At 69.2% G+C, this 21,235-nt stretch carries 19 protein-coding genes; 5 read left to right on the top strand and 14 right to left on the bottom strand.

Annotated elements, in window-relative coordinates:
- The first annotated feature begins 2 nt into the window (after positions 1–2).
- Positions 3–431, top strand: coding sequence for a hypothetical protein (locus tag QCD75_RS01475; protein WP_301224976.1), 429 nt, complete (start codon positions 3–5; stop codon positions 429–431).
- Here QCD75_RS01475 and QCD75_RS01480 read toward each other — a convergent pair.
- From QCD75_RS01480 to QCD75_RS01490, 3 genes are all read right to left on the bottom strand, one after another.
- Positions 377–2,218 (bottom strand): ABC transporter ATP-binding protein, encoded by a 1,842-nt coding sequence (locus QCD75_RS01480; protein ID WP_301224978.1) that lies wholly within the window; start codon positions 2,216–2,218, stop codon positions 377–379. The two genes, QCD75_RS01475 and QCD75_RS01480, sit on opposite strands and share 55 nt — an antisense overlap.
- 100 nt (positions 2,219–2,318) lie before the next feature.
- Complete coding sequence (guaB, locus tag QCD75_RS01485) at positions 2,319–3,830, bottom strand: IMP dehydrogenase (protein WP_301224980.1); 1,512 nt, start codon at positions 3,828–3,830, stop codon at positions 2,319–2,321.
- A 180-nt stretch (positions 3,831–4,010) separates the two neighbouring features.
- Positions 4,011–6,071: an acyltransferase family protein gene (locus QCD75_RS01490; protein ID WP_301225109.1), complete on the bottom strand. Its 2,061-nt coding sequence runs from the start codon at positions 6,069–6,071 to the stop codon at positions 4,011–4,013.
- Between the two features lie 164 nt (positions 6,072–6,235).
- On the opposite strand from QCD75_RS01490, the gene QCD75_RS01495 reads away from it, so the two are divergent.
- Entirely contained in the window at positions 6,236–7,207 is a 972-nt protein-coding gene (locus tag QCD75_RS01495; RefSeq protein WP_301224982.1) for a DUF389 domain-containing protein, read from the top strand.
- Positions 7,208–7,291: 84 nt separating this feature from the next.
- Here the strand turns inward: QCD75_RS01495 and groL are convergent, their stop codons facing one another.
- The 3 genes from groL to QCD75_RS01510 all read right to left on the bottom strand — a co-directional run bounded on the left by groL (position 7,292) and on the right by QCD75_RS01510 (position 9,926).
- Positions 7,292–8,902, bottom strand: coding sequence for a chaperonin GroEL (gene groL, locus QCD75_RS01500; protein ID WP_226762074.1), 1,611 nt, complete (start codon positions 8,900–8,902; stop codon positions 7,292–7,294).
- A 76-nt stretch (positions 8,903–8,978) separates the two neighbouring features.
- Complete coding sequence (groES, locus tag QCD75_RS01505) at positions 8,979–9,275, bottom strand: co-chaperone GroES (RefSeq protein ID WP_056635831.1); 297 nt, start codon at positions 9,273–9,275, stop codon at positions 8,979–8,981.
- 219 nt (positions 9,276–9,494) lie between these two features.
- Entirely contained in the window at positions 9,495–9,926 is a 432-nt protein-coding gene (locus QCD75_RS01510; protein ID WP_301224988.1) for a hypothetical protein, read from the bottom strand.
- 56 nt (positions 9,927–9,982) lie between these two features.
- On the opposite strand from QCD75_RS01510, the gene QCD75_RS01515 reads away from it, so the two are divergent.
- Positions 9,983–11,200 (top strand): class I SAM-dependent methyltransferase, encoded by a 1,218-nt coding sequence (locus tag QCD75_RS01515; protein ID WP_301224990.1) that lies wholly within the window; start codon positions 9,983–9,985, stop codon positions 11,198–11,200.
- A 65-nt stretch (positions 11,201–11,265) separates the two neighbouring features.
- Here the strand turns inward: QCD75_RS01515 and QCD75_RS01520 are convergent, their stop codons facing one another.
- Positions 11,266–12,099: a shikimate 5-dehydrogenase gene (locus tag QCD75_RS01520; RefSeq protein ID WP_301224992.1), complete on the bottom strand. Its 834-nt coding sequence runs from the start codon at positions 12,097–12,099 to the stop codon at positions 11,266–11,268.
- A gap of 232 nt (positions 12,100–12,331) precedes the next feature.
- On the opposite strand from QCD75_RS01520, the gene QCD75_RS01525 reads away from it, so the two are divergent.
- On the top strand, positions 12,332–13,483 hold the full coding sequence (locus QCD75_RS01525; protein WP_301224994.1) for a glutamate--cysteine ligase: 1,152 nt from the start codon (positions 12,332–12,334) through the stop codon (positions 13,481–13,483).
- A 20-nt stretch (positions 13,484–13,503) separates the two neighbouring features.
- On the opposite strand, the gene QCD75_RS01530 is transcribed toward QCD75_RS01525, so the two are convergent.
- The 6 genes from QCD75_RS01530 to QCD75_RS01555 form a co-directional block, all read right to left on the bottom strand.
- Positions 13,504–14,682 carry a tRNA (adenosine(37)-N6)-threonylcarbamoyltransferase complex transferase subunit TsaD gene (locus QCD75_RS01530; protein ID WP_301224996.1) on the bottom strand — a complete coding sequence of 393 codons (1,179 nt, stop codon included), beginning with the start codon at positions 14,680–14,682 and terminating at the stop codon, positions 13,504–13,506.
- On the bottom strand, positions 14,679–15,146 hold the full coding sequence (gene rimI / locus QCD75_RS01535; protein WP_301225111.1) for a ribosomal protein S18-alanine N-acetyltransferase: 468 nt from the start codon (positions 15,144–15,146) through the stop codon (positions 14,679–14,681). The genes QCD75_RS01530 and rimI overlap by 4 nt, the downstream gene beginning before the upstream one ends.
- Before the next feature lie 137 nt (positions 15,147–15,283).
- Positions 15,284–15,955 (bottom strand): tRNA (adenosine(37)-N6)-threonylcarbamoyltransferase complex dimerization subunit type 1 TsaB, encoded by a 672-nt coding sequence (tsaB, locus tag QCD75_RS01540; protein ID WP_301224998.1) that lies wholly within the window; start codon positions 15,953–15,955, stop codon positions 15,284–15,286.
- Positions 15,955–16,614, bottom strand: a complete 660-nt coding sequence (gene tsaE, locus QCD75_RS01545) for a tRNA (adenosine(37)-N6)-threonylcarbamoyltransferase complex ATPase subunit type 1 TsaE (protein ID WP_301225000.1) — start codon at positions 16,612–16,614, stop codon at positions 15,955–15,957. The genes tsaB and tsaE overlap by 1 nt, the downstream gene beginning before the upstream one ends.
- A complete protein-coding gene (alr, locus tag QCD75_RS01550; protein WP_301225003.1) occupies positions 16,611–17,831 on the bottom strand; it encodes an alanine racemase in 1,221 nt (406 codons plus the stop codon). Before alr ends, tsaE begins: the two co-directional genes overlap by 4 nt.
- Positions 17,832–18,029: 198 nt before the next feature.
- Positions 18,030–19,121, bottom strand: coding sequence for a PfkB family carbohydrate kinase (locus QCD75_RS01555; protein ID WP_301225005.1), 1,092 nt, complete (start codon positions 19,119–19,121; stop codon positions 18,030–18,032).
- 81 nt (positions 19,122–19,202) lie between these two features.
- Here QCD75_RS01555 and QCD75_RS01560 point away from each other — a divergent pair, with 81 nt between their 5' ends.
- Complete coding sequence (locus QCD75_RS01560) at positions 19,203–20,648, top strand: family 4 glycosyl hydrolase (protein ID WP_301225007.1); 1,446 nt, start codon at positions 19,203–19,205, stop codon at positions 20,646–20,648.
- Positions 20,649–20,682: 34 nt separating this feature from the next.
- Here QCD75_RS01560 and QCD75_RS01565 read toward each other — a convergent pair whose 3' ends face one another.
- Positions 20,683–21,219 carry a GNAT family N-acetyltransferase gene (locus tag QCD75_RS01565; protein WP_301225010.1) on the bottom strand — a complete coding sequence of 179 codons (537 nt, stop codon included), beginning with the start codon at positions 21,217–21,219 and terminating at the stop codon, positions 20,683–20,685.
- Between the last annotated feature and the right edge of the window lie 16 nt (positions 21,220–21,235).

Consider the following 21,235-nt stretch of genomic DNA (forward strand, 5'->3'; position numbering starts at 1 on the left):
CCATGGTGGAACTGCCTTCCGGCCACCGGATCCCGCTGGCCCCGGCCGCCGAGATCAGCGAGTTTATCGCTGCCGTCTACAACTTTGACGAGACCCGCGTGCTGGACATCAACCCGCTCGCGGCCCGGCTCAGCGCCGGGGTCCGCACCGCAGGCTCCGCGAAGGGCGGGCGGCAGGAGTATTACGGGGTCACCGATCTGCACCGCATCGATTCGGCGAGCGTCGGCTGGGGCGGCGGCGACGCCGGGTCCCTGTCCGCCATCCGGCCCGCCGTCGCGTTTGGTTTCAGCAGCGTTCCCCGGGAGCCCAGCCTGGCGCGGGTAAGGACAACCGTGGTCCGGGCGGCAGCCGGCAGCGGAAGCCAGCCCGGGCCTCCTCAGACCCCCTCTGCGTCGTCCACGGCGAGCTGGGATTCGAACATCCGGAAGTAGCGGCCGCGCAGGGCCACCAGTTCCTTGTGGGTGCCCTGCTCCGCGATCCGGCCGTCCTCGAGCATGTAGACGACGTCCGCCTTCTCGATGGTGGCGAGCCGGTGGCTGATGGCGATGATGGTGCTGCTGCGGTCGGCGAAGAGCCGGGTGAAGATCCGGTGCTCCGCGAGCGCGTCGATGGCCGAGGTCGGCTCGTCCATGACCATGAACGGGGCATTGCGGTAGAAGTTCCGGGCCATCGCGAGCCGCTGCCACTGCCCGCCGGACAGCCCGCTCCCCTTCCGTCCACGCGGATCCTCCATCCAGTTGCTGACGTGGTTGTCCAGGCCGTTGGGCAGTTTGTTGATGAACTCCAGGGCCTCCGCGTCGGCCGCGGCGCGGCGGATCCGCCCGTCGTCTCGCGGTGCATCGACGTCGCCGAAGAAGATGTTCTCCGCCGCGGTGGCGAACTCGTACTTCAGGAACTCCTGGCTGAGCACCGCCAGATGGCGGTGCCAGGACTTCACGTCGACGGCGGCGAGGTCGACGCCGTCGAGCAGCACCTGCCCGGAGTCCGGGCGGTAGAGCCCGGCGAGGATCCGGATCAGGGTGGACTTGCCGGCGCCGTTCTCGCCCACGACGGCGACGTGCTGGCCTTCGCGGATGGTCAGCGAGATTCCCCTGATGACCTCCAGTTCGCTGCCCGTGTAGGTGAAGCGGATGTCGCGCAGTTCCACGGTGGTGGGCGCCTGCAGCAGCGGCGGCGCGTGGTCGGAGTGCACCGGCAGCGCCATGAAGAGCTCGTAGTCCTTGAGGTTCGCGAGGTCCTCGTCGATGGAGCTCAGGGAAGAGACGAGGCTGTTGGCGGTGGACAGGGCCCGGCTGACGATCTGCTGGACGTAGAGGAACTGCCCCACCGGCTGGGCCCGGGCGATGATCTGCCCGACCACCCAGATCAGCGACACGACCTCCGCGCCGTACTGCAGGGCATCGGCGGCGAGCTGTTTGGGGATGTAGCGCTTCTGGAAATCCAGCCGCCGGCGCTCGTCCGCGTCGCGCAGCCGGGAGCGGAGCCCCATCAGGTACCCGACGATCCCGTAGAGGCGCATCTCGGCGATGTGCTGCGGGCGCAGGAGGTTGGTCTCGATCATCCTGCGCTGCCGGCGGGAGTCGATCTGGGTGTTCCAGTGCGCGATCTGCTCGCGGGAGAGCTTGAACTGCAGGTAGACGCTGGGCACGATTGCCACGAGCACGATCACGGCAATCCACCAGCTGACCAGCAGCAGCGCCCCGATCGCGAGGAGCACCGAGACCAGCTGCGTGAAGATCGCGGCGATCCGGTCCAGGACCCGGGCGTAGGAATCGGAGAAACGCTTGGCCCGGTCGTACAGGTCCACGGTTTCTTTGTCGTCGTAGCGCCAGAAATCCAGCGCCAGGAAGCGTTCGTACATCAGGTCGCCCACGATCGCGCCGACCTTGAAGCTCATGAGCTGCTGGATGTAGCGGTCCACGCTGCTGAAGGCGCCCCAGAACAGCCCCAGCGCGGCCGTGATGATGACGTAGACAATCGCCTGCTGCCCTGCCACGGCGTTGCCCGCATAGGCGGCCGCGAGGGCCGTGGTGGTCAGGGAGGCGTAGTAGGTGGTGACCAGCGGCAGCAGCGCCGAAATCAGCGAGCCGGCAACTTTCATCACGACGGCGGCGGGCGAGGCCCGGAAGCTGACGCGCAGCACCTGCGCCACGGCCCGGGCGTAGGGCCTTAGCGCCAGTTTGCGCTTCGGCTCACGCGCGGGCAGGAGTTCGGACATGCCTCCAGCCTAGGACACCCGCCTGCCCATCCAGCTAGCAGCACGGGCCGTTATGGGGGTCCAAAACGGCCCCTGCTGCGGGTGAGCCGGGCGGCGCGGTTTAGCGCGAACCGTAGTTCGGTGCCTCCACCGTCATCTGGATGTCGTGCGGGTGGGACTCCTTCAGTCCGGCGGCCGTGATCCGGACGAACTTCCCGCGGGCCTTCAGTTCCGGCACGGTCGGTGCGCCGGTGTAGAACATGGTCTGGCGGAGGCCGCCCACCAGCTGGTAAGCCACCGAGGCGAGCGGGCCGCGGTACGCGACCCGGCCCTCGATGCCCTCCGGGATGAGCTTGTCATCGCCGGAGACGTCGGCCTGGAAGTAGCGGTCCTTGGAGTAGGAGGTGTTCTTGCCGCGGGTCTGCATGGCCCCGAGGGAACCCATGCCGCGGTAGAGCTTGAACTGCTTGCCGTTGACGAAGATCAGGTCACCCGGGGACTCGTCACAGCCGGCGAGCAGGGAGCCGAGCATAACGGTGTCCGCGCCGGCGACCAGTGCCTTGCCGATGTCGCCCGAGTACTGCAGCCCGCCGTCGGCGATCAGCGGTACGCCCGCCGGGATGGCGGCCTTCGCGGATTCGTAGATGGCGGTGATCTGCGGGACGCCGACGCCGGCGACCACGCGGGTGGTGCAGATGGATCCGGGACCGACACCGACCTTGATGCCGTCGGCACCGGCGTCGATGAGCGCCTGGGCGCCTTCGCGGGTGGCGGCCTGGCCGCCGATGATGTCCACGTGCGCCGCCACCGGATCGGACTTCAGCCGGGTGATCATGTCCAGAACGCCCTGGGAGTGGCCGTTGGCGGTGTCCACGAAGAGGGCGTCCACCCCGGCGTCGATCAGGGCCATGGCGCGCTCCCAGCCGTCGCCGAAGAACCCGATGGCCGCGCCGACGCGCAGCCGTCCTTCATCGTCCTTGGTGGCCAGCGGGTACTGCTCGGCCTTGGTGAAGTCCTTGGTGGTGATGAGGCCCTTGAGCCGGCCCTGCTCGTCAACGAGCGGGAGCTTTTCGATCTTGTTGGTCGCCAGTTTGTGCGAGGCTTCCTCGCGGCTGATGCCGACGTGCCCGGTGACGAGGGGCATCTTGGTCATGACGTCGCTGACCAGCCGGATCGGGAAGTCTGCTTCCGGCACGAAGCGGGTGTCGCGGTTGGTGACGATGCCCAGCAGCCGCATGCCCTCGTCCACAACGGGCAGCCCGGAGACCCGGTAGTGTGAGCAGATTTCGTCCAGTTCGGCCAGGGTGGCTTCCGGGCCGATGGTCAGCGGGTTGGTGATCATGCCGGATTCGCTGCGCTTGACCCGGTCCACCTGGTCCGCCTGGTCGGCGATGGAGAGGTTGCGGTGGACGACGCCGAGGCCGCCCTGGCGGGCCATGGCGATCGCCATCCGCGATTCGGTGACGGTGTCCATCGCGGCGGAGAGCAGCGGCGTGTTCACGGTGATGCGCTTGGAGATCCGGGAGGAGGTGTCAGCCTCGGAGGGGATGACATTCGTGTGGCCGGGCAGCAGCAGGACGTCGTCGTAGGTCAGTCCGATGAAGCCGAAGGGGTTGTGTTCGGGCTGGGTCATGAGTGCGCCTCTTACCTTGGGTTTTGGGTTTCACGGGTAGGGGTTGCAGCAGATGACCAGCCCGTCATTACGGGCATGGCCTGTGCAGAAGTGTTGAATAAATACTAGAACCTTGGCGGCGATCCCCATATTCCGGGGCAGTAATGTGAGCAACGGCACCGGCCGGGTGACGCCGCCGGGTCAGGTCCAGCCGGTGGCCGCCAGCAGGCGCTGCTCGAACATGGGGATCATGCTTTGGACGTACGTCTTGGTCAGATGGTTGTCGTCTTTGTAGACGTACACGTTCCCGACGACGGCCGGGCAGATCGCGTCGGCGCAGATGAAGTCGCTCAGGTCCATCAGGTGCAGCCCCGGCACCCTCCCCCGGTAGGCGTCCAGAGGTGAGGAGTCGGCCAGGGATTCCTGCAGCGGCACCCTGCACTTCGGGGCCTCGGGCCCGTTCTTCTGGACGCATTCGGGCATGCTCATGTTGAAGCGCGGGTTGTCGCGGATGCCGACCACTTCCATGCCGGCGCCGGTGAAGGCCTGGATGCCTTCAAGGTAGTCCGGCACCTCGGTTTCGAAAGGTGCATCCTTGTGGGTCAGTGAGGCGACGGTGAAGACGGCGTCGGGCCTGCGGTCCAGGACGTACTTGGCGCTGGCCTGGTTGAAGGCGTTGCATTCGGCGTCCCGTTCCGGGGATTCTCCGCCGAAGCGGCAGTTGCCCTTGAGGAGGGCGACGACCTCCCAGCCGTGGCTTCGGGCGACCGGGCCGAGCGCCGCCATGTACTGCTGGGCGTGGGAGTCGCCGAGCACAACGATGCGTTTGGTGACGGTGTCCGGGCGGCTGTTCTGCAGGCATCCGGCCAGCAGCGGGTCGCCGGGGACGTTGTCTTCCGTGCAGAGCCCGTCGATGTCAGCCCACTCGTTCTTCATCGCGGCCGGAGCCGGGATGATCTTGGCATCCGGCGTGGGCTTGCCCGCATTCTCGGGCGACAGGGCGGCGGCTCCGGGGGTCAATTCCTTCGGCTGCGCCGCGGCAGCCGCCTCGTCTGCCAGGATCCGGCTCTGCCACACGGACACCGGCCCGGCCAGCAGCGCGCCGCATGCTGCGATCACGACGGCGGTGCGCCAGACCCGGCGCTGCGGCCAGTGCCACTCGCGCAGCGGTTTCTCCACGAACAGGGTGGTCAGCACGGCCAGCACGATTGAGGCGGCCACGATCGCCAGGCCCTGGACCAGGTTCGGCGCGGGGATGCCCATCCCGGCGAGGCCCAGCACCAGCAGCGGCCAGTGCCAGAGGTACAGGGCGTAGGAGTTGTCCCCGAGGGCCACCAGCGGCTTCCAGGTCAGAAGGCGGTCAACCCCGAAGCGGCTGCCGCTCTGTCCGGCCACGATGATGGCGGCTGCCGCCAGCGTCGGCCACAGCGCGATGAAGCCGGGGAAGGAGCGGTCCACGGTGAGCAGGAGGCCGCAGGAGAGCACTGCGGCGAGGCCGGTCCAGCCGAGGACAACCCGCAGCGTTTTGCCGGGCTTGAGGTGCGGCAGCGCCAGGGCCAGCAGCGAGCCGAGTGCGAATTCCCAGAGCCGGGTGCGGGTGTCGAAGTAGGCGAAGGACTGGTTGGTGGCCGTCTGCCCGATGGAAAACACCAGGGACGCCACGAAGATCGCGCCGAAGGCCGCGGCCAGCAGGGCGGCATAGCTGACCCGGGCACCCAAGCCGGTCCTGCGCAGGAACCGCCACAGCAGGGCAGCGGCGGCAAAGACCAGCGGCCACAGCAGGAAGACCTGGCCCTGGATGGACAGTGACCAGAAGTGCTGCAGCGGGCTGGCCCCGGAGTGGTCCTGCGCGTAGTAGTCGACGGCGGTGTCCGCCAGGAGCCAGTTCTGCCGGTACCACAGGGACGCCCAGGCCTGCTCCAGCACGTCCGGCCAGCGGTTTTCGGGCAGGATCACCCGGGTGCCGGCCAGGACACCGAGGATCACCACGACGACGGCGGGAAGCAGCCGCTTGAGCAGGTGGAGCCAGTGGCCCAGGAGCCGCAGGGGTTTGCCGCCCTCGACCTTGCGGGCGAAGCTGAGGGTCATCAGGAACGCCGAGATCAGCAGGAAGATGTCAACCCCGCCGGACACACGCCCGAGCCACACGTGGTAAGTGACCACCATCAGGACCGCGAGCGCCCGGAGGCCCTGGACTTCGGGACGGTAGCCCGGTTCTGGGCGCGATTGAGCATCCGCCGCCGCAGTCTGCGGGGTGGCCATGGTTCGCTCGTTCGACACTCGTGACCCTCCAGGCCGGTTTCCAAAGCCTCAATGTTACCGAGCCGTATTTTTTCTGGCCAATCGCAGAGGCGCGGGAGCCGTCCCGCCGGCGGCTATCTGCGGCCCCGGAGGCTACCCTGTAACGAGCCAGAGGAGGCCGCATCGTGATCGCACAGCTGCGCATTTGTGTCCCGGAAAAGTTGTCCGACGCCGTCATGGACTGCTGCACCGGCGAGCTTGGCGTCGCGGAAGTTTCGCGGCAGCGCGGCGCGTCCGTCCTTCCGCCCGGGGACATCATCGATGTCCTGCTGGCACGGGAATCGGTGGAGCGGCTCGTGGAGAAGCTCCAGGCCCTGAAGGTCCAGGAACAGGGCTCGGTCTCGGTCAGCATGCCGGAGTTGGTGCTCTCCGACCGGGCCGACAAGGCCACCGCCGACGCCCCCGGCGAGGGCGCGGATGCCGTGATCTGGGACGAGGTGTCCCGGCAGACGGGCGAGGACTCCCGCCTCACCTGGAGCTATCTGGCGTTCCTGATTCTGGCGACCCAGCTGGCGGCCATCGGGATTGTCACGGATTCCACCATCGCCATTGTCGGGGCCATGGCGGTGGGGCCGGAATTCGGCCCGCTGGCGGCCCTGGCCGTGGCCCTGGTGCGGCGGCAGTGGCCGCTGGGGCGCAGTGCTGCCCTGGCGCTCGGCATCGGCTTCCCCGTGGCCATGCTGGCGGCAGCGCTCACAGCGTGGCTGTCCGTGCCGCTTGGCCTCTTTCCCCCGGATGTGCTCGAGCGCGGCTCCGCCGTCGAGTTCATCTATCACCCGGGGCCTTATTCGCTGATCGTTGCCGTGCTGGCCGGGACTGCCGGGATGCTGTCCGTGATCAGCCGGCGCTCCGCGGCCCTGGTCGGGGTCTTCATCTCCGTGACGACGGTGCCGGCCGCGGGCTTCGTCGCTGTGGCGCTGGTCCTGGGCGAATACCAGAAGGCGGCCGGCTCGGCCCTTCAGCTGGGGCTGAACCTCGTGGGAATCGTGGTGGCCGGAGTTGCTGTGCTGATTTTCTACCGGCTCGTCACCAAGCGCCTTCCGCAGGGCGAAGACCTGCGGCTGCGGCGCAAGGCCCTGGGCTCCCCCGAGAGCTGATCCGCGCCGGCGGGGCCACACACAAAGAAAGACCGGACCAGCTGGTGCTGGTCCGGTCTTTCGTCAAGCTGGTCCGGGTGGACCTTAGTGCTGGTGGCCCGCGTGCTGGTCATCGTCGGCAGGCTTCTCGACCACGAGGGTTTCCGTGGTGAGCACCAGTGCCGCGATGGAAGCCGCGTTGCGGAGGGCCGCACGCGTCACCTTCACGGGGTCGATGACGCCGGCAGCGATCAGGTCTTCGTATTCGCCGGTCTTGGCGTTGAAGCCCTGGTTGTTGGCGGATTCGGCCACCTTGGCGACGACGACGTAGCCGTCGAAGCCGGCGTTCTGGGCGATCCAGCGCAGCGGCTGGGTCAGTGCCCGGCGGACGATGCCGACAGCAGCAGCCGCGTCACCTTCGAGGGCCTGGACGGCAGGGTCCTCGTCGAGCGCCTTGAGGGCGTGGATGAGGGCGGCGCCACCGCCGGCGACGATGCCTTCTTCCAGAGCCGCGCGGGTCGAGGACACTGCGTCCTCGATGCGGTGCTTCTTTTCCTTCAGCTCAACCTCGGTGGCAGCGCCGACCTTGATTACGCCGATGCCGCCGGCCAGCTTGGCCAGGCGTTCCTGCAGCTTTTCCTTGTCCCAGTCGGAGTCGGTGCGGGTGAGCTCGGCGCGCAGCTGGGAAACCCGGGCTGCGACGTCCTCTGCCGAACCGGCGCCGTCCACGATCGTGGTGTTGTCCTTGGTGACGGTGATGCGCCGTGCGGTGCCCAGCACCTCAAGGCCGACCGTGTCCAGGCTGAGGCCCAGTTCCGGCGAGACAACCTGTGCGCCCGTGAGGGTGGCGATGTCCTGCAGCATGGCCTTGCGGCGGTCTCCGAAGCCCGGGGCCTTGACGGCAACGACGTTCAGGGTGCCGCGGATGCGGTTGACGATCAGCGTGGACAGTGCCTCGCCGTCGACGTCCTCGGCGATGATGAACAGCGGCTTGGAGCTCTGCAGCGCCTTTTCCAGCAGCGGCAGGAAGTCCTGGACGGAGGAGATCTTGCCCTGGTTGATCAGGATCAGGGCGTCTTCGAGGACAGCTTCCTGGCGTTCCGCGTCGGTGACGAAGTACGGGGACAGGTAGCCCTTGTCGAACTGCATGCCCTCGGTGAGGACCAGCTCGGTCTGCGTGGTGGAGGATTCCTCGATGGTGATCACACCATCCTTGCCGACCTTATCGAAGGCCTCGGCCAGCAGTTCGCCGATCTCATCGCTCTGGGCGGAGATGGAGGCGACGTTGGCGACCTGGGTGCCTTCGACGGGGCGGGCGTTTTCGAGCAGGCGGGCGGCGATGGCCTCGACGGAGACCTCGATGCCGCGCTTGATCTGGCCCGGGGCGGCGCCGGCCGCAACGTTGCGGAGGCCTTCCTTGACGAGGGCCTGTGCCAGCACCGTGGCGGTGGTGGTGCCGTCGCCGGCGACGTCGTTGGTCTTGGTGGCGACCTCCTTGGCAAGCTGCGCGCCAAGGTTCTCGTACGGGTCGTCCAGCTCGACTTCACGGGCGATGGTGACGCCGTCGTTGGTGATTGTGGGGGCGCCCCACTTCTTGTCCAGCACGACGTTGCGGCCGCGGGGGCCAAGCGTCACCTTGACCGTGTTGGCGAGCTTATCGATGCCGGCTTCAAGCGACCGGCGGGCAGCGTCGTTAAACGCAAGCTGCTTTGCCATGGTTTTGTCCTTTCAAGACAGAACCCCGCGCAACTGACCCGTCTGAGAGGGGTCGGCGGCGCGGGGTCCAAGAGAGTTACTTTACGACGATCGCCAGGACGTCGCGGGCGGACAGCACGAGGTACTCGGTGCCGCCGGTCTTGACTTCAGTTCCGCCGTACTTGGAGTAGATCACAACGTCGCCGATGGCGACGTCGATCGGAACGCGGTTGCCGTTGTCGTCAAAGCGGCCGGGGCCTACTGCAACAACTTCGCCTTCCTGCGGCTTTTCCTGCGCGGAGTCCGGGATAACCAGGCCGGAAGCCGTGGTCTGCTCGGCTTCGAGCGGGCGGACAACAATGCGATCCTCAAGAGGCTTAATAGAGACCGACAATGACCTCTCCTTTTCGTCAGCAAATTCGTGGACATTAAAGCTGTGGGGCCAAGGCGTACAGACCGTCGTCGCGGTGCCGGCAGCAGCCTGGCTGATAAAGCTTCAGGTGTTAGCACCCTCCTAGGGAGAGTGCTAAGCACGACTCTATGTAAGGAGTTAGCACTCGGTCAAGGCGAGTGCCAGAATTATGTCCCCGGCGAACGCTGCGCCGCTGCCGGATCAGCGTCCGCCGAGGTCCTCGAAGTCGACGTCTTCGCCGGTGTCCCCGTCATCGGCGCCGGCATCGTTCCGGTGCCGGTAGATCACCAGGGCTCCCGCCACGGCCACGACAGCCCCCATGACCAGGAAGGCGATGCCGCCGGCTCGGACCCCGGCGTAGTTCTCCCGGATGGCCTTCGCCTCCTCGGTGGCGTCCGTGACGGACTTGCCGCCGACGGAGTAGACGGTGGCGTTGAAGGAGTCCAGCAGGAAGATGATCACCAGCAGGGCCGCGCAGACGACGACGATGATGCCGCCGGCGACGAGCGCGGGCCGGGCGTAACGGGCGAGCCCCTGGCGGGCGGGGCGGCCGCCGTCGGCGTCCTGCTGTGCGGCGCCGTCGTCCGGGTAGGTTTCATCCATGCCGCTGTTTGCCGTACCGCTGTCATCCATGCCGTCAACCCTATCGGGCGCAAGCTCCGGCGGCGCCCTGAACTAGGCTTGATTCCATGGCTGACGCACCGCAGGACCAGATCGCCCCGCTCCTCAACCCCGAAGGCTGGGAGCTGCTGGCGTCACTTGGCCCGTACCGGGAGGATGAGGCGTTCCGCCTCAACGCCTCCCTCCGGAAGGCCGGCCACTCCCCCGAGCTCGTTTCGGCCGTGCTCACCCAGTCGCGGCTGCGGACCAAGGCCGAGGCCAAGTTCGGCGAGTTCGCCCGGCAGATGATCTTCACCCAGGCGGGCCTGGAGCAGGCCACCCGGCTGACCGTGGCGGCACGGCACGCGCAGCGCTTCGCGGAAGCCGGCGTGCAGCACGTGGCGGACCTTGGCTGCGGCCTCGGCGCCGACGCGATGGCGCTCGCCTCGCTGGATCTCCAGGTCACGGCCGTGGAAATGGACGAGACGACGGCCGCCTGCGCAACAATGAATTTGATCCCGTTCCGGAACGCCACGGTGGTCCACTCCGACGCGACCACAGTGGCCCTGGAGGGGATCGACGGCGTCTGGCTGGACCCGGCCCGCCGGACCACCTCGACCTCGGGGACGAAGCGGCTCTGGGATGCGGAAGATTTCTCCCCGCCGCTGTCCTTCGCCGAATCCCTGGCCGGCGCCGGCCTGGCCGTGGGTGTGAAGATGGGCCCGGGCATGCCGCACGATTCGGTTCCCAAGGACTGCGAAGCCCAGTGGGTTTCGGTGGGCGGGGACGTCACGGAGGTGGGGTTGTGGTTCAATGCGGTCCGGCGTCCGGGGATCCGGCGGGCGGCGCTGCTGCTTGGCCCCGCGGGTGCGGCGGAGCTCACCAGCGCTGAGGACTTCGACGGCGGACCGGTCGCCCCGGTGGGGCCCGTCGAGGGGTACCTCTACGAGCCCGACGGCGCCATCATCCGGGCGGGCCTGGTGGCCGACGTCGCCCTCCAGCTCGGCGGGCACCTCGTGGACGAGCACATCGCCTACATCTGCGCCCCGGAACTGCGCGACACCCCGTTTGCCCGGGCCTACAAGGTCCTGGACGTGATGCCCTACAACGTCAAGGCGCTCAAGGCGTGGGTCAAGGACCAGGGCATCGGGGTGCTGGACATCAAGAAGCGCGGCACATCGGTGACTCCGGAGGAACTGCGCAAACAGCTTCTCCCCGGACGGAAGCCGAAAGCCAAGAAAACGGCCACCCTGGTCCTCACCAGGATCGGCGAGGAGCGGGTGGCCATTTCGGTGGAGCCGGTCTAGGGCCGGGCCGCTGGTCGGCGGCATTCCGGGCTGGCGGATTGCCGGGATGCCGCGAGGCCCGGATGCTACTGGGCCCGCATGAAGTCCTCGGCGGCCCGGACCTGCTCGTCGGTGGGCCGGATGCCGGTGTACAGCACAAACTGCTCCAGCGCCTGGATGGTCGCCACCTCGGCTCCGGTGATCACGATCTTCCCGGCCGCCCGGCCGGCCTTGATCAGCGGGGTCTCGGCCGGCAGCGCGACGACGTCGAACACCACCTTCGCGGCGTCCACCGTTTCCTGCGGGAAGGACAGGGAGTCCGCGTCGGGGCCGCCCGCCATACTCCCTGCCATGCCAATAGGTGTGACGTTGATGATCATGTCGGCCGTCAAGGACGGATCGACGTCGGCGCGCCAGGCGAAACCATAGAGCCCGGCGAGCGCCCGCCCGGCCTCCTCATTGCGGGCGATCATGGTGACGTCCCGGAACCCGGCGTCGCGCAGCGCCGCGGCCGTCGCCTTCGCCATCCCGCCGGCGCCCCTGAGCAGCACCGAGTACGCGGCAGGCACGGCGTTGCGCTGCAGCAGCTGCTCGATCGCGGTGTAGTCGGTGTTGTAGGCGGTGAGCGTGCCGCCGTCGTTGACGATCGTGTTGACCGAGTCGATAGCTTTCGCGGACGGGTCCATCACATCCACGAGCGCGATGACGTCCTCCTTGTACGGCATCGACACGGCGCAGCCGCGGATTCCGAGGCCGCGCACGCCGGCGATCGCCTGCGCGAGGTCGGTCGGGGCGAAGGCCTTGTAGATCCAGTTCAGGCCGAGCTGTTCGTACAGGTGGTTGTGGAAGCGCGTCCCGTTGTTGCTCGGGCGGGCCGAGAGCGAGATGCAGAGGGTCATGTCTTTATTCAGGATGGGCACCCCTCCATTAAACGCCAGGCGGCCCCCGGGCCGCCCCGTTCCCGGACGCAGTGCCGCGATCCGATCAGTTTTGTGAAGACTTTCACGTTTCCGCTGCCGTCCGGCCACGGGCTGCAGGCCGCCCCTGCACTAGACTTGAGCCACCGTTGCCCCGCCAACTGTCCGGCGAGTCCGCCCATGACGAAAGCCGGCCGGGGCATGGAAACGGACCGCACAACAATGAAAGGACCACATGAAGATTGATTTCGCTTCATCCAGGCAATCAACTCTTGGTGTGGAATGGGAACTTGCCCTCGTGGACGCGGAAACCGGGGAGCTTGCCTCCGTGGCAAAGGAGGTCCTCCGCGGGGTCGCGGCACGGCATCCCGAACTGAACGAGGACGACGAACACCCGCACATCAAGCAGGAGCTGCTGTTGAACACGGTGGAGCTTGTCACCGGCATCTGCAACACCGTGGCCGAGGCCAAAGCGGACCTGAACAGTTCCCTCGCCGCCGTCCGTGACGTCACGGATCCGATGGGCGTCGAGATCTTCTGCGCCGGCAGCCACCCCTTCAGCCCCCCGCAGCTGCAGCCGGTGACGGACAAGGAGCGCTACGCCAAGCTCATTGACCGCACGCAGTGGTGGGGCCGGCAGATGGTGATCTACGGCGTCCACGTGCATGTGGGCCTTGACAGCCGGGACAAGGTCCTCCCCGTCCTGGACGGCCTGGTGAACTACTTCCCGCAGTTCCAGGCGCTCTCCGCCTCCAGCCCGTTCTGGGGCGGCGAGGACACCGGATACGCCTCGCAGCGCGCCCTGATGTTCCAGCAGCTGCCCACCGCCGGCCTGCCCTTCCAGTTCGCCAGCTGGGAGGACTTCGAGTCCTACGCCCAGGACATGTTCACCACCGGGGTGATCGACTCACTTTCCGAAATCCGCTGGGACATCCGGCCGGTCCCGCATTTCGGCACCATCGAGATGCGCATCTGCGACGGACTGGCCTCGCTCGAGGAAGTCGGCGCCATCGCCGCCCTGACGCAGTGCCTCGTCGACGAGTTCTCCACCACGCTGGACAACGGCGGGACCATCCCCACCATGCCGCCGTGGCATGTGCAGGAGAACAAATGGCGGGCGGCCCGTTACGGCCTGGACGCCATCATCATCCTCGACGCCGCGGGCAACGAACAGCTCGTCACCGACCACATCCGCGAGACCGTCGCCCGGCTGGAACCCGTCGCCGTGAAGCTGGACTGCGTCGCCGAACTGGCCGACGTCCTGAAGATCATTGAGCGCGGCGCCGGGTACCAGCGGCAGCGGCGCGTGGCGGCGGAGCACGGCGGCGACCTGCGCGCCGTCGTCCTGGACCTGGTCCAGCAGATGCGCAAGGGCCCCGAAGCCTAGCCCCGCGCCCCCGGCGGGTCTTACGCGGAGACGGTTGTGACCGGCATCGAGGAGTCGGGCGCGAACGCGATGCCGCTCGGCGCGATCCCTGCCATCACCAGCTGGGCGCCGAGGGCCGCGACCATGGCGCCGTTGTCCGTGCACAGCGAAAGCGGCGGGACGGTCAGCCGGATTCCGGCGGCGCTGCAGCGCTGTTCCGTGAGCTGGCGAAGCCGGGAATTCGCCGCCACGCCGCCGCCGAGCAGCAGTTCGGTGATGCCGTGCTCGCGGCAGGCCAGCACCGCCTTGGAGGTAATGATGTCCACCACGGCCTCCTGGAAGGCCGCGGCGATGTCCGCCACGGGCACAGTTTCTCCGCGCGCCTCGAACTGCTCCACGCAGCGTGCGACGGCGGTCTTGAGTCCGCTGAAGGACCAGTCGTAGCGGTGCGGCCCGGGTTCTTCCGCGGTCCCCATGTATTTGGGCTGGCTGAGGCCGCGCGGGAAGCGGATCGCTTTGGCGTTGCCGGTGCGTGCCAGCTTGTCGATGGCCGGGCCGCCCGGATAGCTCAGGCCCAGGAGCCGTGCCACCTTGTCGTAGGCCTCGCCGGCGGCGTCGTCGATCGTGGACCCGAGCAGCTCAACGTCCCCGGTGATGTTCCGGATCCGCAGGATTTCGGTGTGACCGCCGGAGACCAGCAGGGCGCCCAGGTTTTCCGGCAGGGTGTTCTCCCGCGCGGCGTTCTCCCGGGGGGCGTTCTCCCGGGAGGCGCTCTCCGGGGAGGCGCTCTCCGGCGCGGAGCGGGCGGGGGCCAGCGGCCCGCCGTCGCCGGTCTGCAGCAGCCCGACGCCGACATGCGCGACGAGGTGGTTGATGGCGTAGAGCGGCTTGCCCGTGGCGACGGCGAGCGCCTTGGCCGCGCAGACGCCCACCATCAGGGCTCCGGCGAGGCCCGGGCCGGACGTGACGGCGATCGCGTCGATGTCTTCCAGGGTCACCCCGGCCTCGGCCAGCGCCGCCCGGAGCGTGGGCACGAAAGCATCCAGATGGGCGCGGGAGGCGATCTCGGGAATCACGCCGCCGAACCGGACATGCTCATCCATGGAGGAGGACACGGTGTTGGTCAGCAGCCGGGTGCCGCGGACAATCCCGACGCCGGTCTCGTCGCAGGAGGATTCGATGCCAAGGACCAGCGGCTGGTCCTGGTCGGTGGTGTTCATGGGTGGTCTGCTTCCCTGGGCGTCGTGTGGAGTCCGCGGGTGCCGAGCCGCAGCCGCATGATCAGTGCGTCGACGCCGTCGCGGTAGTAGCGGGGCCGGACATGGATCTGTTGGAATCCGTAGCGGCGGTAGAGCTGCTGGGCGCGGGGGTTGTCGGCCCGGACCTCCAGAAGGACGTCCTCGGCACGGCGCCGCCGGCTTTCTTCGATGAGCTCGGTGAGCAGTGCCGACCCGATGCCCTGGCTTTCCTGCTCCGGGACGACGGCGATGGTCTGGACGTCCGAGATCGGCTCCATGCACATCAGCCCGGCGTAGCCCACGATCCTCCCGGCCCGCTCGGCCACGAGGTAGTGCCGCGTTTCGGCCTGCGCCAGCTCATCGACGAACATCTGCAGCGGCCAGGCATCCACCGGGAACAGCCTGCACTCGAGTTCGTGCACGGCGGGGATGTCCGCCGCGGTCATCTCCCGCAGCGTCACACCGCCCGGCACCCTTGCCTGCCCGGCTGCGGGGTCTGCGCCCTCCGCTGCGCCTTGTCCGGCGCCCCGTCCTTTGTCCTGTCCGGCGCCCTGTCCTTTGTCCGGTCCTCCGGCCCCGGCGTTCACAGCGCTTTCTTCCGCGGCCCGGGTACCTGGGCGTCGGACTCGCGCAGGTAGAGCGGAGTGGAATCGAGCAGCTGCTCCCCTGCGGCGAGGCGCGCGAGGGCGAACTGGCCCAGCGAGAGGGCCTCCGGCTGGCGGGAGCTGAATTCGGGGACAGCCTTGAGGACGTCGGCATGGAGGCCGGCGCCGGCTCCGTAGACCGGAAGCTCGGGCAGGTCCGCGGCGAAGCCGACGTGCGGGCCGTCCAGGAGCCGAGGCAGCTGGCTGCCGGCGAGGGCGTACCGGGCCCAGTAGACCTCTTTCCGCCGGGCGTCCGTGGCGACGAGGAACTCCGGCGCCGCGTCGGTGGATTCCGCCACTTCCAGGGCGATGGCGTCCAGGCTCATCAGGCCGTAGAGCGGTTTGCCCCACACGAACGAGAGGGTCCGGGCGGTGACGATGCCCGAGCGCAGGCCGGTGAACGGGCCGGGCCCCACCCCGGTGACGACCGCGTCGACGTCGGCGCCGCCCAGGCCGGCCTCGGCGAGGAGAGCTTCGATGCCCGGCGCCAGCACTTCGGCGTGGCTCCGGGTGTCCTCGGTGGCGAAGCTGCCCACGAGAGACTCCGGGGTGTCATCAGAGACGAGCGCGGCGCTGGCCACGGCCGAGGTGTCAATGGCAAGTATCAGCATCAGGTCCCTTCCGGGGTGTGGGGCGCCGGGCCGGTCTCAGCGGGGGCGGGGAGTGCTGGGGCGCGTGCCGGGAGTGCTGGCGGGTCCACCCAGCGGGGGCCGAAGCCCCGGATCACGATCGTGCGGGGTTCGTCGTCGTCGCCGGTGTCGAAGTCCAGCACCCCTGGGTCATGGACAGCGGCCAGCTCCCCGGAGGATTCCGGGGCGGGGGCCGCTTGCGGGGCGGGCGCGCCGCCTCCCAGCCTGCGGAGCAGGTCCACCTCAAGCCGGCTCTCGCTCAGGTGCTCCACGCGGTCACGGCCCCATTCGACCACGGTCACGGCGCTGTCCATCGTGTTTTCCAGGTCGATGTCATCGATTTCCGAGGCCGAACCCAGCCGGTAAGCGTCAACGTGCACCAGGTCCGGTCCGCCCGGCCGGGGGCCGTGGGGAAGGTTCGGGTGGATGCGGACCAGCACGAAAGTCGGTGAGATGATGCCGGCCCGGACCCCGAGGCCCTCCCCGAGGCCCTGGGTGAACGTGGTCTTGCCCGCGCCCAGCTCACCGGTGAGGACCAGCAGGTCCCCGGCCTGGAGCTGGGAGCCGAGGCCGGCTGCGAGGGCGTGGGTCTCGTCCGCGGTCCGGACTTCCAGGGTCCGTTCCCAGGCTGCCGCGCTCACGGGCGGGACTCGTCGCCGGCGGGCGCTTCATTGATGTAGCGGCGCGGCACCCGGGGGCTGATCCGGGTGACGATCTCGTAGTTGTTGGTGCCGGCCGCCCGGGCCCAATCCTCGGCGGTGGGGCCGCCGTCGGCGCCGTTGCCGAAAAGGACCGCCTCGGCGCCGAGGACGCTGGGCCCTCCGGCGGAAACGTGGAGCGGGCCGAGGTCGATCACCATCTGGTCCATCGCGATACGTCCCACGACCGGGTAGTTCACGCCGCCGACGCGGACCGGTCCCCCGGTGGCGATCCGGGGGACGCCGTCGGCGTAGCCCAGCGGGATCAGCCCCAGGGTGCTGGTGCTTCCCGTGCGGTAGTTCAACCCGTAGGACACGCCCTGGCCGGCCGGGACATCCTTGCAGTGCGAAACGACGGTGCGGACGGTCATGGCGGGGCGCAGGCCCAGCTCTTCCGAGCCCTGCCCTTCGAACGGGGAGAGTCCGTACAGTCCCAGCCCCACGCGGACCAGGTCAAAGTGGGTGTCAGGACGGGACAGGGTGGCCGGGGTGTTGGCGAGGTGCCGCACCTCGGGATCGACGCCGGCGTCCTGTGCGATGGCGAGGGCTTCGCGGAAGGCCGCCAGCTGCTCGTCGGTTTCCGGGCGCTCGGGTTCGTCGGCGACGGCCAGGTGGGAGAAGATGCCCACCACCCGCAGCAGGCCCTGGTCCTGGTATTCCATGGCCTCGCCGACCAGGCTGTCCCAGGCATCCAGGGTCGCGCCGTTGCGGCCCAGTCCGGTGTCCACCTTGAGGTGCACCCGGGCCGGCCGTTCCTGCTCGCGGGCGGCTGCCACGATACGTTCCAGTTCCCAGCCCGAGCAGCCGATGTCGATCCCCGCGGCCACGGCGGCGGCAAAATTGCTCTCCGGGGTGTGCAGCCAGGCCAGCAGGGGCGCCTCGATGCCCGCGGCGCGCAGGGCCAGGGCCTCGGAAATGTGCGCGGTTCCCAGCCAGTGGGCGCCGGCGCTGAGCGCCGCGCGGGCGACGGTAATGGCGCCGTGGCCGTAGGCATCGGCCTTGACCACTGCCATCACCCGAGCCGGTGACGCCACGGCCGCCAGCCGGCGGACATTGTGCCGGATGGCCTCGAGGTCGATTACCGCCGAGCGTTCCTCGGCGAAGGCTGGCGGAGCCTCCGGGACGGGCTGGAAGTCACCTGTTGCTGCTGGGTAAGTCACTTAACGATTCTAGGGGTGGCAGCGCACTCGGCTGAATTCGGCCCCCTTTCGGCCCCGCGGCACCACTCCGCCCCGCCCCAATCCGCCCGAGGGACATGCCCAGTGCTCGCGCCCGCCACTGGGCACAATGCCATCATGTCCATTCCCCACCCCGAACGGAGGACATGTCCAGCGGGAGGGGGCGGGCGGCAGCGCAGGCTACGCGTCCGAGAGGTGCGCGATGGTCGCCGTCGCCCGCCGCTGCGCTTCCGGCGGCACATCACGGACGATGTCCTCAAGGAAGCTGTAGCGTCGAAGCCATTGGCTGCTCTGGCGCTCCTTCCGGGCATTGGCCCGCTGCCACCAGTCGGCGATGTCCCCCCAGCCGGGTGCGGCCAGCGAGCCGCCGACCTCCTGGACGGCCAGGGCGGCGCAGAGGTTGGCGAACCGCAGCCGGTCGCCGAGCGGCCAGCCGGCCAGGCAGCCGACGATGAAGGCGGCACCGAAGCAGTCGCCCGCGCCGGTCGGATCGTAGGCGGCCACCGGCAGCGAGGGCACCCACTCCTCCTCGCCCGTCTCGGAGTCCACAGCCATCGCCCCCTGTGCCCCCAGGGTCACGACGGCCACCGGCACCCGGTCCGCCAGGGCGTACAGGGCCGCCCACGGGTTGTCATTGCCGGTGAAGGCCATCGCCTCGTGCTGGTTCGGCATGAAGGCGTGGAAGTGCTGCAGGTTGTCCAGCCTTCTGGAGGACCAGACGCCGGTGGGATCCCAGCCGACGTCGCCGAACAGCCGGACCCCGGCCTTGTGGGCGTCGAGTGCCCACGGTTCCAGCTCCTCGCCGAGCTCAGCGACGGCGGCGAGCGCCGGCGGCGGGCAGCCGACCAGTTCGCTGGAGCTCACCGGGGCCGGGTGGCCGTGCGTCACCATGGACCGGTCATGCTCCACGCTGAGGGACACCGTGACCGGTGAATGCCAGCCTGCCACGCGCCGGGACAGGGACAGGTCCACGTGCTCCTGTCCGGCCAGGATCTTCCAGTTGTAGTCGCCGTAGCCGTCATCGCCGAACGCGGCCGCCAGCCCGGTGCGCAGCCCGAGCCGTGCCGCGGCAATCGCCTGGTTGGCCACGCCGCCCGGGCAGCTGCCCATCCCGTCACTCCAGATCTCGGTTCCGGCGACGGGCGCGTGCGGCAGCCCGGTGAAAATGATGTCCTGGAAAACGGTTCCGGTCAGCAGCAGGTCAAAGCCCACCGCCTCCGGGGTCCGGACGGAGGAAAGCGGATCAAAACGCCGCGTCGGTATCGCGTCCATGTATGGCACATTACGCCGTCCCGGTACCGCAGGAAAGGTGGGCGACGGGCCTGGCAGGACCACTGTGCATAGACTGTTTGCATGCGGCTGATGATTGCCGGAGGCGGCGGGTTCCGCGTACCGCTGGTCTACCGGGCGCTCTGCGCGGGACCCTTCGCCGGGCTGGTCCGGGAACTGGTGCTGTACGACGTCGATCCCGGCCGCCTCGCCGCAATCAGCGCGGTCCTGGCGTCCTACCCGGGGCCGGCCGAGCCCGGCGCCGCGGCCGACGAAGGGCCCGGCGCCGCGCCCCGTCCCGTGGTCCGGGCCACCACCTCACTGGCCGAAGCGCTGGACGGCACGGACCTGGTGTTCGCCGCGATCCGCCCCGGCGGGACGGCGGGCCGCACCGCCGATGAGCGCGTGGCCCTGGACCTGGGGCTCCTCGGGCAGGAAACCACGGGAGCGGGCGGCATCTCCTATGCGCTGCGGTCCATCCCCCGCATGCTCGAGCTCGCCGACCAGATGCGGCGCCACTGCCCGGACGCGTGGCTGCTCAATTTCACCAACCCCGCGGGCATGGTCACCGAAGCCCTGGTTCCGGTGCTCGGCCGCAAGGTGGTGGGCGTCTGCGACTCGGCCAGCGGGCTGGTGTACCGGGCAGCGCGGGCCGCCGGCGTCGGACTTCCCGAGGGGAAGCTCGACGGCGTGGGGTACTACGGCCTGAACCATCTGGGCTGGCTGTACCGGCTGGAGTCCGGCGGCAGGGACGCGCTGCCCGGGCTGCTGGCCGACGCCCGCGCCCTGGCCGGTTTCGAGGAAGGCCGGCTGTTCCCGCAGCGCATCCTGGCGGAACTGGGATGCCTGCCCAACGAATACCTCTACTACTACTACGAGACCGGGCGTGCCCTTGCCGGCATCCGGGCCTCGGCTACGACCCGCGGCGAGTCCATCGACCGGCAGCAGACCGAGCTCTACCCCCGGCTCGCGGCGGCCGGCCAGGACGCCTACCGGCTGTGGGACGCCGCGCGCCGCTCCCGCGAGGAGGGCTACCTCGCCGAGGCCCGGGCCGCCGGCGAGCACCGGGATGAGACGGACCTGGCCGGCGGCGGCTACGAACGCGTCGCGCTCGCGGTCATGCGGGCCCTCTCCGGCGGCGGTCCGGCGGAGCTGATCCTGAACACCCCGAACACCACCGGCGCTGCCGGGGCCGGGGCCGGGGCCGCGGCGGCGATTCCGGGGCTGCCGGCGGACGCCGTCGTCGAGGTTCCCTGCCGGGTGACGCCCGACGGCGTGGTGCCGCTGCCGCAGGAACGTCCGGCGCCGGCGCAACTGGCCCTGCTCCGGCAGGTCAAGGACGTCGAACGCCTCGTCGTGACGGCCACCGCCAGGGACGCCGGGACAACGGGCCCGGGCCGGCGGGAAGCGGCGCTGGCAGCCTTCGCCGGGCACCCGCTGGTCGGCTCCGCGGATCTCGCGGGAAAACTGCTCGCCGGCTACGAGGCCGCGTTCCCGGACCTCGGTTCGCTCTGGGCCGGGAACCCCTGAGGCCGCCGGCGCCAGTCGTCCGGCGCCGGCACCGCTACAGCCTGCGGTACATCAGGTGCAGGCCCACGTAGCCCAGCCGCGGGTGCAGGAACGCTTCCGGAACGGTGGCCAGGATCTCGAAGCCCAGGGACTGCCAGGCGGCAACCGCCCGGACGTTGCTTTCCACGACGGCGTTGAACTGCATGGCGCGGAACCCGGCCGCCCGTGCCGCGTCCAGCGAGTAGGCGCACAGCGCACGGGCCACCCCTTTGCCCCCGTGCGCCGGGTGGACCATGTACCCGGCATTGGCGACGTGGCTTCCGCCGCCGCCCTGGTTCGCGTGCAGCTCGCCGGTGCCCAGAATGGCACCTTCGAACTCCCCCCGCCCCGCCGCGACGAAGGTCCGGCCGGGGGCCTGCTTGAACCACCGTTCGCGCGCCTGGTGCTCGGTGGTGTCCCGGTCCCAGGTGAAGGTCTCCCCGGCCCGGATCACCGGTTCCAGGATCCCCCAGATCGCCGGCCAGTCCCCGCTCGTGGCCGGGCGGATATCCCAGCCGGGGGCGGTCGAATCTGTCTCGTCACGTGTGCTCACAGCCGTCACGTTAGCA

Source organism: Arthrobacter sp. PsM3, from assembly GCF_030433895.1.
Lineage (GTDB): Bacteria > Actinomycetota > Actinomycetes > Actinomycetales > Micrococcaceae > Arthrobacter.

Coding starts and splice junctions, on each gene's coding strand:
- QCD75_RS01475 (WP_301224976.1), top strand. CDS start 3: ATGGTGGAACTGCCTTCCGGCCACCGGATCCCGCTGGCCCCGGCCGCC.
- QCD75_RS01480 (WP_301224978.1), bottom strand. CDS start 2,218: ATGTCCGAACTCCTGCCCGCGCGTGAGCCGAAGCGCAAACTGGCGCTA.
- guaB (WP_301224980.1), bottom strand. CDS start 3,830: ATGACCCAGCCCGAACACAACCCCTTCGGCTTCATCGGACTGACCTAC.
- QCD75_RS01490 (WP_301225109.1), bottom strand. CDS start 6,071: ATGGCCACCCCGCAGACTGCGGCGGCGGATGCTCAATCGCGCCCAGAA.
- groL (WP_226762074.1), bottom strand. CDS start 8,902: ATGGCAAAGCAGCTTGCGTTTAACGACGCTGCCCGCCGGTCGCTTGAA.
- QCD75_RS01510 (WP_301224988.1), bottom strand. CDS start 9,926: ATGGATGACAGCGGTACGGCAAACAGCGGCATGGATGAAACCTACCCG.
- QCD75_RS01515 (WP_301224990.1), top strand. CDS start 9,983: ATGGCTGACGCACCGCAGGACCAGATCGCCCCGCTCCTCAACCCCGAA.
- QCD75_RS01525 (WP_301224994.1), top strand. CDS start 12,332: ATGAAGATTGATTTCGCTTCATCCAGGCAATCAACTCTTGGTGTGGAA.
- QCD75_RS01530 (WP_301224996.1), bottom strand. CDS start 14,682: ATGAACACCACCGACCAGGACCAGCCGCTGGTCCTTGGCATCGAATCC.
- rimI (WP_301225111.1), bottom strand. CDS start 15,146: ATGACCGCGGCGGACATCCCCGCCGTGCACGAACTCGAGTGCAGGCTG.
- tsaB (WP_301224998.1), bottom strand. CDS start 15,955: ATGCTGATACTTGCCATTGACACCTCGGCCGTGGCCAGCGCCGCGCTC.
- QCD75_RS01555 (WP_301225005.1), bottom strand. CDS start 19,121: ATGGACGCGATACCGACGCGGCGTTTTGATCCGCTTTCCTCCGTCCGG.
- QCD75_RS01560 (WP_301225007.1), top strand. CDS start 19,203: ATGCGGCTGATGATTGCCGGAGGCGGCGGGTTCCGCGTACCGCTGGTC.